This window comes from Acidovorax sp. A79 (assembly GCF_041154505.1).
Lineage (GTDB): Bacteria > Pseudomonadota > Gammaproteobacteria > Burkholderiales > Burkholderiaceae_C > Acidovorax.
Map to the genome: position 1 here is coordinate 4815781 of NZ_AP028672.1, position 16650 is coordinate 4832430.

A 16650-nucleotide genomic window follows, 5' to 3' on the forward strand; every position below is an offset into this window, starting at 1 on the left:
AATGAGGCGTGGACTGTAGCAGTTCGCCCGGCACGCGCCGCCGCGGGCCCCGCGCGGCGAAACCTGGCGGCGGGCCCGTGCCGGTCCCTGCGGCGTGTCCGGCGGGCCTCGGGTTTTCCCTTGGGGAAATGCCCCAGGTTTTGAATGAATGTTACGTTTAGACATACTCTTGCCTGTATGCTGGCACTTTGGCTTTTGACCGTCGGCCCCGCCCTGCGCAGGCGGGACCCATCCCAACCGCAGGCTTCAGAGGTTCCAGAGCGACCGTGATCTCGTCCGAACTGTTGACCGATCTCCTCGCCCCCGCTGGTGAGGGCCCCATAGAGCCCATGGCGCAGGCGCGCTTGCAGGCCCTGGTCGATGCCGTTCCGGTGGCATTGATGGAGTTCCGGCTGCAGCGGGGCCGCTTGCTGCTGTTGGCCGCCAACGCCGCCGCCCGCCGCATGCCCGGCCTGGGCGCCGTGCGCAACCCGGGCGCGGATGCGAGCGAGGTGTTCGACCTGCTGGAAGGCACGGCGCTGCTGGACCAACTGCACGGCGTGGTCCGGGTGGGGGCGCCGCTCGAATGCCGCCAGGTGGTGCGCGAGCCGGGCCGGCTGCTGCTGGCCTGGGATCTTTCTGCCCGCCGCGTGACCAATGACTGCATCGTGGTCACGGTGCGCGATGCCACCGAGGCCGAAACCCTGCGCTCGGCGCTGGCCGCTTCCGAACGCGCGCTGGAGGAGGTTCGCCGCGAGCTGCGCGAGCAGACCGAGGTCTTCAACGCCATGGAGAGCCTGGCGCGCACCGGCCACTGGCGCCGCATCGAAGACCCTGGCGAGACGGTGCTGCTGTGGTCCCCGGGGCTGTGCGAGATCGCGGGTTTCGAGCAGCAGGAATGGGTGGACCCGGAGCGCGCCGTGAGCGGCATCCTGCCCGAAGACCGCCAGGTGTTCGACAAGGTGCGCGAGCGTGGAGCCGGCGGGGATGTGGAATACCGCTGGCGCCGTCCCGATGGCGAGGTGCGGTGGATGCGTTCCCGCGTGCGGCGCACGCTCCCGCGCGACGGGGTGCAGGTGGTGATGGGCGTGGTGCAGGACGTGACGGACGAGCACCGCGCCGCCGAGCAGTTGCGCGAACAGCTGCTGTTCATCCAGCGCATCGCCAGCCGCATTCCGGGCTTCATCTACGAATACCGCCTGCACGCGGATGGCGGCACCAGCGTGCAGTACATCAGCGATGCGGTGCGCGAATTCATGGGCGTGGAGCCGCACGAGGTCACGGCCGACCACGGCGTGCTCATGCACCGCGTGCTGGCCGAGGATCTGCCCCAGGTGCAGCGCTCCGCCATCACCTCGGTGCGCAAGCTGGTGCCCTGGCAGTGCGAATACCGCGTGCGCATGCCCGACGGCAGCGTCCGCTGGCACATGACCAATGCCATTCCGCACCGCGAGCCCGATGGCTCGGTGGTATCGCACGGCTTCACGATGGACATCACGGACCGCAAGCGAGCGGAGCAGGAGATCGAGCGCCTGGCGTTCTTCGACGCGCTGACGGGCCTGCCCAACCGGCGGCTGCTGCTCGATCGCCTGCAGCGCTCCATCGCCGCGTGCCAGCGCACCAGGAACCTGGGCGCGCTGCTGTTCATCGACCTGGACAACTTCAAGGACCTCAACGACACCCTGGGCCACGACATGGGCGACCAGCTCCTGGCGCAGGTGGCCACGCGCCTGGTGGGCAGCGTGCGCGAGGCCGACACCGTCGCGCGCTTTGGCGGCGACGAATTCGTCGTCATGCTCGAAGCCCTGGCGCCCCAGCTGCCGCAGGCGGCCGCGCAGGCGGAAACCGTGGCCGAGAAACTCCTGGCCAGCCTGAACCAGCCCTTCGAACTGGACGGCGCCCAGCACTACAGCACCCCCAGCATCGGCATCACCCTCTTTGGGGACGAACGCCTGAGCGTGGACGAACTGCTCAAACGCGCCGACCTGGCCATGTACCAGGCCAAGGCGGCGGGGCGCAACACCCAGCGCTTCTTCGACCCGGACATGCAGGCGGCCGTCAACGCGCGCTCCAACCTGGAGGCCGACCTGCGCCAGGGGCTGGCGCGGGGAGAACTGCTGGTGCACTACCAGCCCGTCGTGGACCACCAGTCCCAGCTCATGGGCGCCGAGGCCCTGGTGCGCTGGCGCCACCCCCAGCGCGGGATGATCAGCCCCGGCGACTTCATCCCCCTGGCAGAGCAGACAGGCCTGATCCTGCCGCTGGGGCAATACGTGCTGCAGACCGCATGCCGGCAACTGCAGCGCTGGGCAGAGCACCCGGACACGGCGCACCTGTCCATCTCCGTGAACGTGAGCGCGCGGCAGTTTCGCCAGGCCGGCTTCGTGGCCGAAGTTTTGCAGACCCTGCACAGCCACCAGGCGGACCCGCGCAGGCTCAAGCTGGAGCTGACAGAAAGCCTGCTGCTGGGAGACATCGAGGACACCATCGCGCGGATGGTGCAGCTCAAGAGCGAAGGGGTGGGATTTGCGCTGGACGACTTCGGGACAGGGTACTCGTCCCTGTCGTACCTCAAGAGACTGCCGCTGGATCAGGTGAAGATAGACCAGAGCTTCGTGCGGGACGTGCTGGCGGACCCCAACGACGCGGCGATCGTGCGCACGATCCTGGCGCTGGCCAAGAGCCTGGACCTGCAGGTGGTGGCCGAGGGGGTGGAGACGACGGGGCAGCTGTCGTTCCTGCGGCTGCATGGCTGCGAGGGGTTCCAGGGGTTTCTTTTCGGGCGGCCCGGACCGGTGGGAGATATCGATGCCTTGCTGTATCCCGCACGGTAGGCCCCGCCCGGGGCACGGTCCAGGCACGGCCGGGGGTGGGGCGTGACGCGGGTTGGCGCAGGCGTGGGAGTGTTCCTGGACAAGGTGCTGGACCGCAATGCCCCGGGCGCGCGGGGCTTTGTGCTGGTGGTGGTGGCGGCGCTGGCGGGTGCGTGGCTGGTGGTGCTGGCCGCGGTGCACTGGCAGGGCGCGGAACGCGCCGCCGAGCGCGCGAAGCTGCTGCAGCAGACCGTCGACGTGCTGCAAAACCGCATCACCGGCGGTGGCATGCTGGGGGCGGTGTCGCTGCTGGGCCTGAGCGAGCCGCTGCTCAAGGCGATGGCGCGGGGCGAGCTGCCGCCGGACGATCCCGAGGCCCTGGCGCGCCTGGGGGTGGCGCGCGGCCGGTTCCTAGTGAGCGGGGTCTACGTGATGTCCGGCGACGGCACCGTGGTGGCGCACGAGACGCCGGGCACCCGTTCCACCGGCCTGAACCTTGCGTTCCGGCCCTATTTCCAGCAGGCCATCAAGGGCGCGATCAGCGTGTATGCCGCGATCGGCAGCAATTCGCAGGAGCGGGGCCTGTACTACGCCGCGCCGCTGTACGAGAGCGACACGCCGTCGAGCACCATCATCGGCGTGGTGATGTTCAAGGTGGGCTTCGAGTCGTTCGACGAAGTGCTGCGGCGCACCGAAATGCCGACCGTGCTGCTGTCTCCTCACGGTGTCGTGTTCGCGTCCACACGGCCCGAATGGCTGTTCGCCGTGGCGCCGCCGCTCACCCAGGCGCGCATTGACGCGATCCGCGCATCGCGCCAGTTCGGCAATCATTTCGACAAGGGCCTGGCGTCCGCACTGCCTTTTGCGCCGGATGCGGGCGAGGTCGTCCTCAACGGAGTGACTTACGCGGTGGAGCGCCGCCGCGTTGACTGGGGCGACCCGGGCGGCCAGTGGCAGCTGGCGATGCTGGACGATGTGAGCGCGCTCATGCCCGCCACCGAGCGCCTGCAGGTGGGGGGCGGGGCGTTCGTGCTGCTGTGCCTGCTGGGCCTGCTGCTGCTGGATCTGCTGCGCAGCCGCGCGCGGATGGCCGCCGCGCTCGAGCGTTTCAGCGTGCTGGGGGCCGCGCTCGAAAGCAGCCCCGCCTCGGTGGTGATCACGGACGGGGATGGCCGCATCGACTGGGTCAACCCGCAGTACGAGCGCAACACCGGGTACACGCTGGAAGAGGTCCGGGGCAAGAAGCCATCGATGGTCGCCAGCGGCCAGACCCCCGCACGGACCTACCAGGACATGTGGTCCACGTTGCTGTCGGGCCGTTCCTGGCGGGGCCAGTTCGTGAATCGCCGCAAGGACGGAACCATCTACCACGACGAGGCCACGCTGTCTCCGGTGTTCGATGAACGCGGCAAGCGCATCGCCATCGTCGGCCTGCACGCGGATGTGTCCGAGCGCATCCAGGCCCAGCAGGAGCTGGAGCGGCGCGAGCGCCTGCTCAATGAGCTGCTGGAGCAGCAGACCGCGATCTTCGACAACGCGCCTCCCATCGTCTTGCTGTGCGATGGGCAGGTCCGCCAGTTCAACCCGGCGTTCGTGGAGCTGATGGGGGGCACCGCGTCCCAGTTGCTGGGGCAGGGCGTGTCGGCGCTGTTCGGCGGCGCGGCCGGTTCGGACCGGTTCAACGCGCGCGTGGGGGGCGACCTGGCGGCTGGCGAGGCCGTGCGCGAGACCACGTCCCTGTGCCGCCTGGACGGCAGCCGGTTCGAGGCGCGGCTGGCGGGCCGAAGCCTGCAGATGGACGGCTGCAGGACCGCCTCCATCTGGGTGATCGAGGATGTCAGCGAACAGCGGCGCGCCGAGATCGCGATGCAGCAGGCCAAGGAGCGGCTGGAACTGGCGCAGGAGGCCGGCAAGATCGGTGTGTTCGACATCGACCTGGCCACCGGCCAGGTGTTGTGGAGCGAAAAGCTCCTGGCCATGTTCGGCCTGCCGCCCGGCACCGGGGAGCGTACGCAGCAGGACTGGATGGAGCGCCTGCACCCCGAGGACCGCGACCGGGCCGCCGCCGCGTTTGCCGGTGCGCTGGCGGGGGGCGAGATGCATCTGCGTGATTCGTGGCGCATCGTGCGGCCGCAGGGCGAGGAGCGCTGGTTCCTGTCGGCCGCCCGCATCTTTCGCGACGGCAGGGGCAAGGCGGTGCGCGTGGTGGGCGTCAACGTGGACGTCCACGACCAGAAGCTGCTCGAGGCCCGCGTGGCCGAGCAGCTGGACTTTCAGCAGGCGCTGATCGACGCCATTCCCGTGCCCCTGTTCTACAAGGGAGCGGATGGCCGCTACATCGGCTTCAACCGCGCCTACGAGCAGGCCTTTGGCGTGCAGCGCGAGGCGCTGATCGGCAAGACGGTGCTGGACCTGGCCTTCCTGCCCGAGGCCGAGCGGGAGCGCTTCGACGCGGATGCCGAGGAAGCCCTGAACGGGGTCCAGTCGGTGCACAAGGAGGTGGACCTGCCGTATGCCGACGGGATGGTCCACCACACCCTGTTCTGGCTGCACGGGTTCTCGCGGCCCGACGGCTCGCCCGGGGGCGCCATCGGCACGTTTGTGGACATCACCGACCGGCAGCGCGCCGAGCAGGACCTGCGCCGCGCCAAGGAGCTGGCCGAGGAGTCCACCGCGCTCAAGTCGAACTTCCTGGCCAACATGAGCCACGAGATCCGCACGCCCATGAACGCGATCATCGGCATGTCGCACCTGGCGCTCAAGTCGGGCCTTTCGGCGCGCCAGCACGACTACGTGAGCAAGATCCAGCAGGCGGGCCAGCACCTGCTGGGCGTGATCAACGACATCCTCGATTTTTCCAAGATCGAGGCGGGCAAGCTCACGGTCGAGAAGCAGCCCTTCGTGCTCGACCGCATGCTGGAGAGCGTGTCCGACGTGGTGGGCTACAAGGCCGGTGCGAAGGGGCTGGAGCTGGTCTGCGACGTGGGGGCAGACGTGCCCCCGAACCTGGTGGGGGACTCGCTGCGGCTGGGGCAGATCCTCATCAACTTCGCCAACAACGCCATCAAGTTCACCGACACCGGCGAGATCAGCATTGCCGTGCGGCTGGTGGAGGAGGCGGGCAACCGCGTGCTGCTGCGCTTCGAGGTGCGCGACACGGGCATCGGGCTCACCGTGGACCAGATGGGGCGGCTGTTCCAGAGCTTCCAGCAGGCGGACACGTCTACCACGCGCCGCTATGGCGGCACGGGGCTGGGGTTGGCCATCTGCAAGAGCCTGGCGGAACTGATGGGCGGCGAGGTCGGCGTGCAGAGCATCCATGGCCAAGGCTCCACCTTCTGGGTCGCCGTGCCGCTCGAGCGCGGGGCACCCGCGCGGATGCTGCTGCCGCCGCCGGACCTGCGGGGGCGCAGGGTGCTGGTGGTGGACGACAACCACACGGCGGCCACGGTGCTCTCCGACATGCTGCACGCCATGGGCTTCGAGGTGGAACAGGCCTATTCCGGGCTGGAAGCGCTCGACAGGCTGCGCGAATCCATGGCGCGGCACCAGCCTTTCGGCCTGCTGCTGCTCGACTGGCACATGCCGGGCATGGATGGCATCCAGCTGGCGGGCCACATCCGGGGGCTCGGGATGGCGCAGGTGCCCAAGATGCTCATGGTCACGGCCTACGGGCGAGAGGATGTGATGCGCGCCGCGCGCGCGCAGGGCATCGACACGGTGCTGATCAAGCCCGTCAACGCGTCGCTGCTGTTCGACACGCTGATGCAGCCGCTGGAACACTCCACCTACAGCCCGCGCCGCGTGGTCACCCCGGCGCCTGCGGCGGACGAGCTGCCGCTCGCGATCCGGGGCGCGTCCGTGCTGCTGGTGGAAGACAACGAACTCAACCAGATGGTGGCGGTCGAGCTGTTGCGGGAAGCCGGTTTTTCCGTCGATGTGGCCGAAAACGGCCAGATTGCGATCGAGCGCATCGAGCGCAAGCCCTATGACGTGGTGCTGATGGACATGCAGATGCCCGTCATGGACGGAGAAACCGCCACGCGGCGGCTGCGCAGCGACCCGCGGTATGCCCAGCTGCCCATCGTGGCCATGACGGCCAACGCGATGGAGGCCGACCGCCAGCGCTGCTTTGCCGCAGGCATGAACGACCATGTGGCCAAGCCCATCGAGCCCGCGGCGCTCTGGAGCGCCTTGGGCCGCTGGATCCGGCCCCGGCCAGGCCTGGGCAAGCCGCCCGCGCCGGGCCTGCCCGCCACGGCTCCGCCGGATGGCGAGGCGGCGTCCGGCCTGTCCTTGCCCACGGTGGCGGGGCTGGACACGGCCCTGGGCCTGCAGCGCGCGCTGGGCAAGCCGGCCCTGTACGCCGAGATGCTGCGCCGGTTCGTGCAGGGGCAGTCACGGGTGCTTGCCGACATGGAGCAGGCCAGCGCCGGCGGCGACACGGTGCTCGCCGAGCGCCTGGCGCACACGCTGCGTTCCGTGGCGGCCAACATCGGGGCCGAGGAGGTGTCCTCCCATGCCCAGGCGCTGGAGCACGCCCTGCGCAGCGGGCAGGAGGCGGGTGCCGCCGCGGCCCTTCTGGGGGCCGTGGACTCTGCGCTGCAGCCCCTCCTGGACGGCCTGCAGGCGTGGATGCAGCGGCACCGGCCGGCGGCGCCGGACAGCGTGGCTGGCGCGGGCGCGGGCCACGAGGGGCTGGACGGCGCAGGTGCCCTGCAGCACCTGCGCGGCCTGCTGGAGCAGGACGATCCTGCAGCGCCGGAGTTTTTCCAACACAATGCCCCTGTGCTGAAGCCCGTGCTGGGGAGCGCCTTCACGGTGGTCGAGATGCACACCCTGAATTTTGATTTCGAGCAGGCCCTGGGGGCCATGGCCGATGCGCCAGGCTCCGAACACCCTGCCGCCCACACCCCCTGAGCGGCACAACACGCAGGAAATTCCATGGACAACGCGCCCTTTGCCTCCCCGCAGGCCGTTCTCGTTGAAAAACCGATCGCCACGGTGCTGGTGGTGGATGACACGCCCGACAACCTCACCCTGATGGGCAGCCTGCTGCGCGAGCATTTCCTGGTGAAAGTGGCCAACCATGGGGAAAAGGCCCTGAAGATCGCGCAGTCGGGCACGCCGCCCGACCTGATCCTGCTGGACATCATGATGCCCGAGATGGACGGCTACGAGGTCTGCCGGCGCCTGAAGGCCGCGTCCGCCACGCGCGACATCCCGGTGATCTTCCTCACCGCGCGCTCCGACCCCGATGACGAACGCATGGGCCTGGCGCTGGGCGCGGTGGACTACATCACCAAGCCCATCAGTCCGCCCATCCTGCTCGCGCGCGTGAACACCCATCTGGCGCTCAAGGCCACGGCGGATTTCCTGCGCGACAAGAGCTCCTACCTGGAGCGCGAGGTCGCGATGCGCACGCTGGAGGTGCAGGCCATCCAGGACGTGACCATCATGGCCATGACCTCGCTGGCCGAGACGCGCGACAACGAAACCGGCAACCACATCCGCCGCACCCAGCTGTACGTGAAGACGCTGGCCGAGCGGCTGCGCCACCACCCGCGGTTCGAGCCGGTGCTCAACGACCGGATGATCGAGCTGCTCTACAAGTCGGCGCCGCTGCACGACATCGGCAAGATCGGCATCCCCGACAGCATCCTCCTGAAGCCGGGCAAGCTCACCGTGGAAGAGTTCGAGATCATGAAGACCCACACCACGCTGGGCCGCAACGCGATTGAGGAGGCCGAGCGGCGCCTGGGCATGCGGGTGGCTTTTCTGAGCGTGTCCAAGGAGATCGCCTACTGCCACCAGGAAAAGTGGGATGGCTCGGGCTACCCGCAGGGGCTGGCGGGGGATGCCATTCCGGTGTCGGCGCGCCTCATGGCCGTGGCCGACGTGTACGACGCGCTCATCAGCAAACGGGTCTACAAGCCCGCGTTCTCGCACGACCAGGCGTGCAACACCATCGTGCGGGGCAAGGGCACGCATTTCGACCCCGACATGGTGGATGCGTTCGTGGACATTGCGGAAGATTTCCGCAGCATTGCCCAGAAATACCCCGACCCGAACTGAGCACAGTCCCGATAGGGGACGGTGCTCAGGCATACATCAGAACGGCGCGTCTTCGCCCTTGGGGGCGTCGGCCTGTGGGGCGGCACCCGTGGTGTCGGACTCCACATCGGCTGCAGCCTCGGCTTCAGCGCTGACGGGTGCGTCTGCCGCAGCCGCCTGGCGCACGGCCGCCTTGTCACCCGCGCTCGCAAACTTGCTGTACTTGCCCAGGATGGGCACCAGCTGGCCGTAGATGCGGGGGTTGCCGGCCAGGCATTCGCGTTGCTCCAGGAAGTCGGCTTCGCCCGTGAGGTTGCCCACCAGGCCGCCGGCCTCGGTCACCAGCAGCGAGCCGGCGGCCACGTCCCAGATCGACAGGCCGGTCTCGAAGAAGCCATCCGTGAAGCCCGCGGCCACGTAGGCCAGGTCCAGGGCGGCGGCGCCGGGGCGGCGCAGGCCGGCGGTGCGCTGCATCACGTCGGCCATCATGTTCAGGTAGCTCTTGAAGTTGTCGCCCGGGCGGAAGGGGAAGCCCGTGGAGATCAGGCAGTCCTTGAGCTGGGTGCGCTTGGAGACGCGGATGCGGCGCTCGTTCAGGTAGGCGCCGCGGCCCTTGGTGGCCGTGAACAGGTCGTTGCGCGAGGGGTCGTAGATGACCGCCTGCTCGACCTTGCCGCGCACAGCCAGCGCGATGCTGACGCAGTACACGGGAAAGCCGTGGATGAAGTTGGTGGTGCCGTCCAGCGGGTCGATGATCCAGACGAATTCCGAATCCTTGGCGCCGTATTCGCTGCCCGACTCCTCGGCCAGGATGCCGTGGCCGGGGTAGGCCGTGAGCAGCGTCTCGATGATGATCTTTTCGGACGCGTGGTCCACTTCGGTCACGAAGTCGTTGATCTGCTTTTGCGAGATCCGCACCGATTCCACGTCCAGGGCCGCGCGGTTGATGATGGCGCCGGCGGCGCGTGCGGCCTTGATGGCCACGTTGAGCATGGGGTGCAGATTGGACGACATAGATTGTGGTGGTGGGCAGGGCGCCCGCCGAAGGGGCAGCCTGCGAATCAGGAGCGGTGCGATCCGTCCCGGCGATGCGGGCGGCGACAATGAGGGCGGGATTTTACCCGGAGTGCCATTTTTTGCCTAACCCGCGGGCCTTTGTCCGCACCGCTTCCACGCTTCGCCTGTCCTGTTCGTGCCCCGCACACCCTCCTTTTCCGCTGCCATGAAGACCCGTTTTGTCCTGATCAACACCAGCCACGCCGGCAATGTGGGCGCCGCCGCCCGCGCCATGAAAACCATGGGTTTTGACGACCTGGTGCTGGTGGCCCCGCGCTGGGCCAACGTGCTGCGGCGCGAGGAGACCATCCAGCGCGCCAGCGGCGCCCTGGACGTGCTGGAGAACGCCCGCATCGTCGCCACGCTGGACGAGGCCCTGGACGGCATGAGCCACCTGTGCGCCACGGCCATGACCCCGCGCGACTTCGGGCCGCCCACGGCAGCACCCCGTGCGCATTTCGATTTGCTATTAAAAAATGAGCTATCAGCGCTTGACGGAAAGGCGCTGGAGGCCAAAAACACCCACAACATTGAGGAATCGGCACCCACCGCATCGGTGGCGGGCCGCCAGGCAGGTGTGGCCTTTCTGTTTGGCTCCGAGCGTTTTGGCATGACCAACGAAGACGTCTACCGCTGCCACGTGGCGCTCTCCATCCCCACCAATCCCGGCTTTGGCTCGCTCAATCTGGGCGCGGCCATTCAGGTGATTGCCTACGAATGGCGCATGGCGCTGGGCGGATTCCCGGTGTTGGACGCCACGCCCGCCCGCGCCCTGGCCGACGCCGCTCAGGTGGCGGGCATGCTGGGCCATTGGGAGCAGGCGCTCACCACCATCGGCTTCCTGGACCCCGCCGCGCCCAAGAAGCTCATGCCCCGCCTTAACCAGCTTTTCAACCGCGCGCAGCTCAGCCCCGAGGAAATCCACATCCTGCGAGGTGTCGCCAAGGCCATGATCGAGGCGAGCCAGTCAAAACGATAGACTGTGCAGCCCATAAACACATAACGAAAAGAACCGATGCTCGCCCGCCTGCGCTCCGATATCCAGTGCATCCTCGACCGCGATCCTGCCGCGCGCAGCACGTGGGAGGTGATCACCTGTTATCCGGGCCTGCACGCGATCTGGCTGCACCGGCCGGCGCACTGGTGCTGGCACCACGGCCTGAAATGGTTCGGGCGCTTCATCTCGCACTTCGCGCGCTGGTTCACGGGCATCGAGATCCATCCCGGCGCCAGGATCGGCGAGCGCGTGTTCTTCGACCACGCCATGGGCGTGGTGGTGGGCGAGACCGCCGAGATCGGCGACGGCTGCACCATCTACCAGGGCGTCACGCTGGGCGGCACCTCTCTCTACAAGGGCGCCAAGCGCCATCCCACGCTGGGCAAGGACGTGGTGGTGAGCGCGGGGGCCAAGGTGCTCGGCGGCTTCGAGGTGGGTGACGGCGCCAAGATCGGCAGCAACGCCGTGGTCATCAAGCCGGTGCCCCCGGGCGCCACGGCGGTGGGCATCCCGGCGCGCATCATTCCGTCCAAGGCGGGCGAAAGCGCCGACGTGACCGAACCCCAGCAGGCCCGCAAGTTCACGGCCTATGGCATCACGCAGGAGGACGACCCCCTCTCGCAGGCCATGCGCGGGCTGATCGACAACGCCTCGTCGCAGGAGCACCAGATCGCGCTGCTGTGGCAGGCCATCGAGAAACTGTCCGCCAACCCGCAGAACAAGGACTGCGTGCCGTGTGATGCGGCGCTCAAGGAGCAGTTCGAGGCGGGCAAGCTCAACGAGCTGGTGGGCAAGTAGCGGCTTGCCTGCGCTGCATGCAAGAATCAGAATGCTATAAAAATTATAGCTGCCAGCGCTTGTTGAATAAGCGCTGGCAGCTATTTTTGCTTTGAGCCGTGAGAAATCAGGCCGGGCGAGGCGCTCGCACCGCGTTCTTGGGCCGGAACGCCTTGCAGACTTCGTCGCGCGTTTCCAGATACGGGCCGCCAATCAGGTCCACGCAGTACGGCACGGCGGCAAAGATGCCGGGCACGATCTGCTTGCCGTCGGCGTCCTTCAGGCCTTCCAGCGTCTCGGCAATCGCCTTGGGCTGGCCGGGCAGGTTGATGATGAGGCTCTGGTCGCGCACCACGGCCACCTGGCGCGACAGGATGGCGGTGGGCACGAACTTCAGGCTGATCTGGCGCATCTGCTCGCCAAAGCCCGGCATCTCCTTGTGCGCCACGGCCAGCGTGGCCTCGGGCGTCACGTCGCGCGGGGCGGGGCCGGTGCCGCCGGTGGTCAGCACCAGGCAACAGCCTGCGTTGACCAGCTCGATCAGCGCGGCGCTGATGCCGTCCTGCTCGTCGGGGATCAGGCGCGATTCAAAGGCGATGGGGTTGAGCAGGGCGCGCGTGAGCCAGTCCTGCAGCGCGGGCAGGCCCTTGTCTTCATAGACCCCGGAGCTGGCGCGGTCGCTGATGGAGACGATGCCGACCTTCACCGGGTCGTGTCGGGCCTCACTCATCGCCGTCGTCCTCGTCGATGCCGCTGGCATCATCCGTGCCCGTGCCGCCCAGGTGCTCGCGCACCAGCTGGAACAGTTCGCGGTAGGCGCGGCCCTTGCGTGGGGCCAGGCCTTGCGACACGGCGGCCTTGTCGGCGGGAGGCGCATCCTTGCGCGCCTGGCGGATCAGCGCGCGCAGCTGCTGGGTGTCGGTGCCGGGGTGTTCGGCCATCCAGGGGGCCAGCGCCTCGTCGTCGGCGATCAGGCGGTCGCGCCAGTGTTCGGCCAGGTGCAGCTGCATCTTTTCGGTGGCCGAGCCCTTGTGCTGCTCCTGCAGCGCCTGGCGGGCCGCCTGCACCAGCTCGGGTTCGAGCTTGCGCATGATCTTTCCCACGTACTGCATCTGGCGGCGCTTGCCCTCGAAATTGGTGATGCGCTTGGCCTCGGCCAGTGCGTCCACCAGCTTGTCGGGCAAGCCCACGGCGTCGAACAGGTCGGCGCGCAGCGTCAGCAGTTCCTTGCCCAGCTCCTGCAGTTCGTCGCTTTCGCGCTTGAGGTCGGTGCGGCTGGCATCGGGCGTGCCTTTGAGTTCGGCCTTGAGCTGAATGTCCATTTCGCTGCCTTCGGCAACGAACTGGCCTCGCACAAAGTAGCCTTTTTTGGGTTTGCGTGACATGGGTGGGGGCAAAAAGAGAAGCGGCGCAGAGCGCGCCACAGCGGCAAGTATCATAGCTTCCGCTATGAATAAACCCTCCACCCGCGCCGCGCGCCTCCAAAGCGCCCCGCCCGCCGCGCAAGCCCCTGCCACTTCCCGCGCCACCCCTGACAGCGGTTTCAGCTACAGCCGCCCCTTCTTCGAGGAACTGGTCGACCGCGCCCTGGCCCATGCCAAAAAGCTCGGCGCCACCGACGCGGGCGCCGAGGCGTCCGAGGGCTGCGGCCTGTCGGTCAGCGTGCGCAAGGGCGAACTGGAGAACGTGGAGCGCAACCGCGACAAGTCGCTGGGCGTGACGGTCTACATCGGCAACCGCCGCGGCAACGCCAGCACATCCGATTTCTCCAGCAGGGCGATCGAGCAGACCGTGCAGGCCGCGTATGACATCGCCCGCTTCACGGCCGAAGACCCCGTGGCGGGTTTGCCCGATGCCGACGACGTCGCCCCCGCGGACACACACCGCGACCTGGACCTGTTCCACCCCTGGGCCCTCACGAGCGAAGAGGCCGCTGAAATCGCCAAGGCCTGCGAGGCCGCCGCGCTCAAGACCCACCGCCGCATCACCAACAGCGAAGGCGCGGGCGTGTCGGCGCAGCAAAGCCATTTCTTCAGCGCCCACACACGCGGCTTTCGCGGCGGCTATGCCAGCTCGCGCCACAGCTTCTCGGTGGCGCCCATCGCCTCGCTGCCCGGCCGCAACGCAGAGATGCAGCGCGACGCCTGGTACAGCTCCATGCGCGACGCCACCGAACTGGCCTCGCCCGAGGCCGTGGGCCGGTACGCCGCGCAGCGCGCATTGAGCCGTCTCGGGTCACGCAAGATCCCCACCACCCAATGCCCCGTGCTGTTCGAATCCACCCTGGCCGCTGGCCTGCTGGGCGGCTTCGTGCAGGCCGTGAGCGGCGGCTCGCTGTACCGCAAGAGCAGCTTCCTGCTCGACTCGTTGGGCAAGATGGTGTTTCCCAAGCACATCGACATTCTGGAAGATCCCTTCATCCTGCGCGGCAAGGGCAGCTCGCCGTTCGACGAGGAGGGCGTGCGCGTGGCGCCGCGCAAGGTGGTGCAGGGCGGGCGCGTGCAGGGCTATTTCCTGTCCAGCTACTCGGCGCGCAAGCTGGGCATGAAGACCACGGGCAACGCGGGCGGCTCGCACAACCTGGTGATGACATCGCGCCTCACCCAGGCCAGCGACAACCTGGACGCCATGCTGCAGAAGCTGGGCACGGGCCTCTTCGTGGTCGAGCTCATGGGCCAGGGCGTGAACTACGTGACGGGCGACTACTCGCGCGGTGCGAGCGGTTTCTGGGTCGAGAACGGCAAGATTGCCTACCCCGTGCACGAGATCACCATCGCGGGCAACCTCAAGGACATGCTCAAGGGCATCGAGGCCGTGGGCGCCGATGCCTACAACTATGGCGCCAAGACCGTGGGCTCCATCCTCGTGAACCGCATGAAGGTCGCAGGCAGCTGAGCGGACGGCGGACGGGCCCGTTCAGGGCAACTTCCGGCAAACAAGGGCCCTCGCCATGGCGAGGGCCTTTTTGCATTCGGCCCCTGAACACCGGGCCGCACCGGGCCGCGCGGCCGTGCGCGTCCATCGACGGGACACACGCCGGCATCATTGCATGTTGACATGATACAGACCTGTATGTAGTATTAAGAACATACAGGTCTGTATCTATTTCTTGAAAGGTCACCATGCATTCCCCTCTCCAGTCCATCGCCGTCTATGGCGCCACGGGCCACACCGGCCAGTTTGTCGTTCGCGAGGCCCGGCTGCGCGGCCTGCCCGTGGTGGCGGTGGGGCGCAGTGCCGCCCGGCTTGGCGCGTTGTTTCCCTCCGGCGTCGCCTGCCGCGTGGCGGGCCTGGACGACCCCGGCGCGCTCGGGCAGGCCTTCGCGGGCTGCGCGGTGGTCATCAATTGCGCGGGTCCTTTCCTCGATACCGCGCCCCCGGTGGCGCGGGCCGCGCTGCGGGCCGGCTGCCACTACATCGACGTCACGGCGGAGCAGCCCAGCGCGCAGGCGAGCTTTGCCGACCTGGATGCGCCAGCGCGGGCCGCCGGGCGGGTGGTGATGCCGGCCGCCGGCTTCTATGGAGGGCTGGCCGATCTGCTGGCCAGCGCGCTGGCCTCGGCGGGGCGCATTGACGAGATCACGGTGGCCATGGGGCTGGACCGCTGGTGGCCCACCGCGGGCACCCGCGAGACGGGCGAGCGCAACAAGGCGCCGCGCCAGGTGGTCCAGGGCGGTGCCCTGGTGCCCCTGGTCCCGTCGTCCGATGTGCCGGACTGGACCTTCGCGCCGCCGCTCGGGACGTATCCGATGGTGGAGCTGCCGTTCAGCGAAACGATCACGCTCGCGCACCATCTGCGGGCCGACACGATCCGTTCGTTCCTGAACCGCTCGGCGCTCGCGGACATCCGCGATGCGGCGACGCCGCCGCCCACGGCGGTGGACGGCAGCGGCCGGTCGGCGCAGCGCTTCGAGCTGGCGGTGCGGCTTGTGCAGAACGGGCAGGCCCGCACGGCGGGCGTGCGCGGGCAGGACATCTATGCCGTGACGGCGCCCCTGGTGATCGAGGCGGCGCAGCGCCTGATGGCACCGTCGTTCCAGCGCAGTGGGGCACTGGCCCTGGGGCAGGCCGTGGACCCCGCGGACACGCTGCGCTCGCTGCACGGCCGGGCCCTGGAGGTCTTCGGCGACGCGCTGCCGCGCTGAGGCGAAGACAGGCCGGGCTCAATAGGCGGCCGCCGCGCCGCCGGGCGGCGCCTTCGGCCCGCTGCCGCCGAAGTGGGCCCGCAGCCTGCGTGCCGCGTTGGCGAACATCAGCACATCCACGCCCACGGCCACGAAGGTGCAGCCCAGGTCGAGGTAGCGCTGCGCCAGCGTGGGGTCGGAGGTGAGGGTGCCCGCGGCCTTGCCGCTGGCGATGATGGTCCGCATGGCGCCTTCGATGGCCGCCTGCACCTCGGGGTGGCCGGGATTGCCCCGGTGGCCCATGGAGGCGGCGAGGTCGGCCGGGCCGATGAACACGCCATGCACGCCGTCCACGGCGCAGATGGCGCCGAGGTTGGCCAGCGCCGTGGTGGTCTCGGCCTGCACCAGCAGGCACACCTCGTCGTCCGCGATGTTCAGGTAGTCGGTGCGGGCGCTCCACTGCGACGCGCGGCCCACGGCGCTGCCCACGCCCCGGATGCCCAGCGGCGGGTAGCGCGTGGCCGCCACGATGCCCCGTGCCTGTTCGGCGGTGTCCACCATGGGCACGAGCAGGGTCGTGGCGCCGATGTCCAGCATCTGCTTGATCAGGGCCGTGCTGCCTTCCACCACGCGCACCACCGGCTGCGACGCGTGGGCGGCCACCGACTGCAGCGCGGCCAGGGTGCTGCGCACGTCATTGGGCGCGTGCTCGCCGTCGATCAAGAGCCAGTCGTAGCCACAGGTGGCGGCGGCTTCCGCCAGGTACGGGGCGGCCATGGAGAGCCACAGGCCGATTTGCGGGTGGCGGCCGGCGAGCGCGGCCTTGAAGGGGTTGTGTGCGGGCATGGGA

11 protein-coding genes are annotated in these 16650 nt (G+C 68.6%); 7 read left to right on the forward strand and 4 right to left on the reverse strand.

The window, feature by feature from the left end; genetic code table 11:
• The first annotated feature begins 266 nt into the window (after positions 1 to 266).
• The 3 genes from ACAM51_RS22110 to ACAM51_RS22120 are packed head-to-tail and all read left to right on the forward strand — an operon-like array spanning position 267 to position 8867.
• Complete coding sequence (locus tag ACAM51_RS22110; RefSeq protein ID WP_369641867.1) at positions 267 to 2813, forward strand: putative bifunctional diguanylate cyclase/phosphodiesterase; 2547 nt, start codon at positions 267 to 269, stop codon at positions 2811 to 2813.
• Positions 2814 to 2855: 42 nt separating this feature from the next.
• Positions 2856 to 7712, forward strand: coding sequence for a PAS domain S-box protein (locus ACAM51_RS22115; protein ID WP_369641868.1), 4857 nt, complete (start codon positions 2856 to 2858; stop codon positions 7710 to 7712).
• A gap of 24 nt (positions 7713 to 7736) precedes the next feature.
• Positions 7737 to 8867 (forward strand): two-component system response regulator, encoded by a 1131-nt coding sequence (locus ACAM51_RS22120; RefSeq protein WP_218293835.1) that lies wholly within the window; start codon positions 7737 to 7739, stop codon positions 8865 to 8867.
• Positions 8868 to 8903: 36 nt separating this feature from the next.
• Here ACAM51_RS22120 and ACAM51_RS22125 read toward each other — a convergent pair whose 3' ends face one another.
• Positions 8904 to 9860, reverse strand: coding sequence for an inositol monophosphatase family protein (locus ACAM51_RS22125; RefSeq protein ID WP_369641869.1), 957 nt, complete (start codon positions 9858 to 9860; stop codon positions 8904 to 8906).
• 208 nt (positions 9861 to 10068) lie between these two features.
• Between ACAM51_RS22125 and ACAM51_RS22130 the strand changes: the two genes are divergently transcribed.
• Positions 10069 to 10881 carry an RNA methyltransferase gene (locus ACAM51_RS22130; protein ID WP_369641870.1) on the forward strand — a complete coding sequence of 271 codons (813 nt, stop codon included), beginning with the start codon at positions 10069 to 10071 and terminating at the stop codon, positions 10879 to 10881.
• Between the two features lie 36 nt (positions 10882 to 10917).
• Entirely contained in the window at positions 10918 to 11697 is a 780-nt protein-coding gene (cysE, locus tag ACAM51_RS22135; RefSeq protein WP_369641871.1) for a serine O-acetyltransferase, read from the forward strand.
• A 106-nt stretch (positions 11698 to 11803) separates the two neighbouring features.
• Here the strand turns inward: cysE and mog are convergent, their stop codons facing one another.
• A complete protein-coding gene (mog, locus tag ACAM51_RS22140) occupies positions 11804 to 12406 on the reverse strand; it encodes a molybdopterin adenylyltransferase (RefSeq protein WP_369641872.1) in 603 nt (200 codons plus the stop codon).
• Entirely contained in the window at positions 12399 to 13061 is a 663-nt protein-coding gene (yjgA, locus tag ACAM51_RS22145) for a ribosome biogenesis factor YjgA (protein WP_218293840.1), read from the reverse strand. The genes mog and yjgA overlap by 8 nt, the downstream gene beginning before the upstream one ends.
• Before the next feature lie 64 nt (positions 13062 to 13125).
• Here yjgA and pmbA point away from each other — a divergent pair, with 64 nt between their 5' ends.
• Positions 13126 to 14571, forward strand: a complete 1446-nt coding sequence (pmbA, locus tag ACAM51_RS22150; protein WP_369641873.1) for a metalloprotease PmbA — start codon at positions 13126 to 13128, stop codon at positions 14569 to 14571.
• A gap of 227 nt (positions 14572 to 14798) precedes the next feature.
• Entirely contained in the window at positions 14799 to 15821 is a 1023-nt protein-coding gene (locus tag ACAM51_RS22155) for a saccharopine dehydrogenase NADP-binding domain-containing protein (protein WP_369641874.1), read from the forward strand.
• 18 nt (positions 15822 to 15839) lie between these two features.
• On the opposite strand, the gene ACAM51_RS22160 is transcribed toward ACAM51_RS22155, so the two are convergent.
• Positions 15840 to 16646 carry an aldolase/citrate lyase family protein gene (locus tag ACAM51_RS22160; protein ID WP_369641875.1) on the reverse strand — a complete coding sequence of 269 codons (807 nt, stop codon included), beginning with the start codon at positions 16644 to 16646 and terminating at the stop codon, positions 15840 to 15842.
• Positions 16647 to 16650: the final 4 nt, after the last annotated feature.

Bases quoted from the DNA above. Each gene is read 5' to 3' on its own strand.
- ACAM51_RS22120 (WP_218293835.1), top strand. From the start codon at position 7,737: ATGGACAACGCGCCCTTTGCCTCCCCGCAGGCCGTTCTCGTTGAAAAA.
- ACAM51_RS22125 (WP_369641869.1), bottom strand. From the start codon at position 9,860: ATGTCGTCCAATCTGCACCCCATGCTCAACGTGGCCATCAAGGCCGCA.
- ACAM51_RS22130 (WP_369641870.1), top strand. From the start codon at position 10,069: ATGAAGACCCGTTTTGTCCTGATCAACACCAGCCACGCCGGCAATGTG.
- cysE (WP_369641871.1), top strand. From the start codon at position 10,918: ATGCTCGCCCGCCTGCGCTCCGATATCCAGTGCATCCTCGACCGCGAT.
- mog (WP_369641872.1), bottom strand. From the start codon at position 12,406: ATGAGTGAGGCCCGACACGACCCGGTGAAGGTCGGCATCGTCTCCATC.
- yjgA (WP_218293840.1), bottom strand. From the start codon at position 13,061: ATGTCACGCAAACCCAAAAAAGGCTACTTTGTGCGAGGCCAGTTCGTT.
- pmbA (WP_369641873.1), top strand. From the start codon at position 13,126: ATGAATAAACCCTCCACCCGCGCCGCGCGCCTCCAAAGCGCCCCGCCC.
- ACAM51_RS22155 (WP_369641874.1), top strand. From the start codon at position 14,799: ATGCATTCCCCTCTCCAGTCCATCGCCGTCTATGGCGCCACGGGCCAC.
- ACAM51_RS22160 (WP_369641875.1), bottom strand. From the start codon at position 16,646: ATGCCCGCACACAACCCCTTCAAGGCCGCGCTCGCCGGCCGCCACCCG.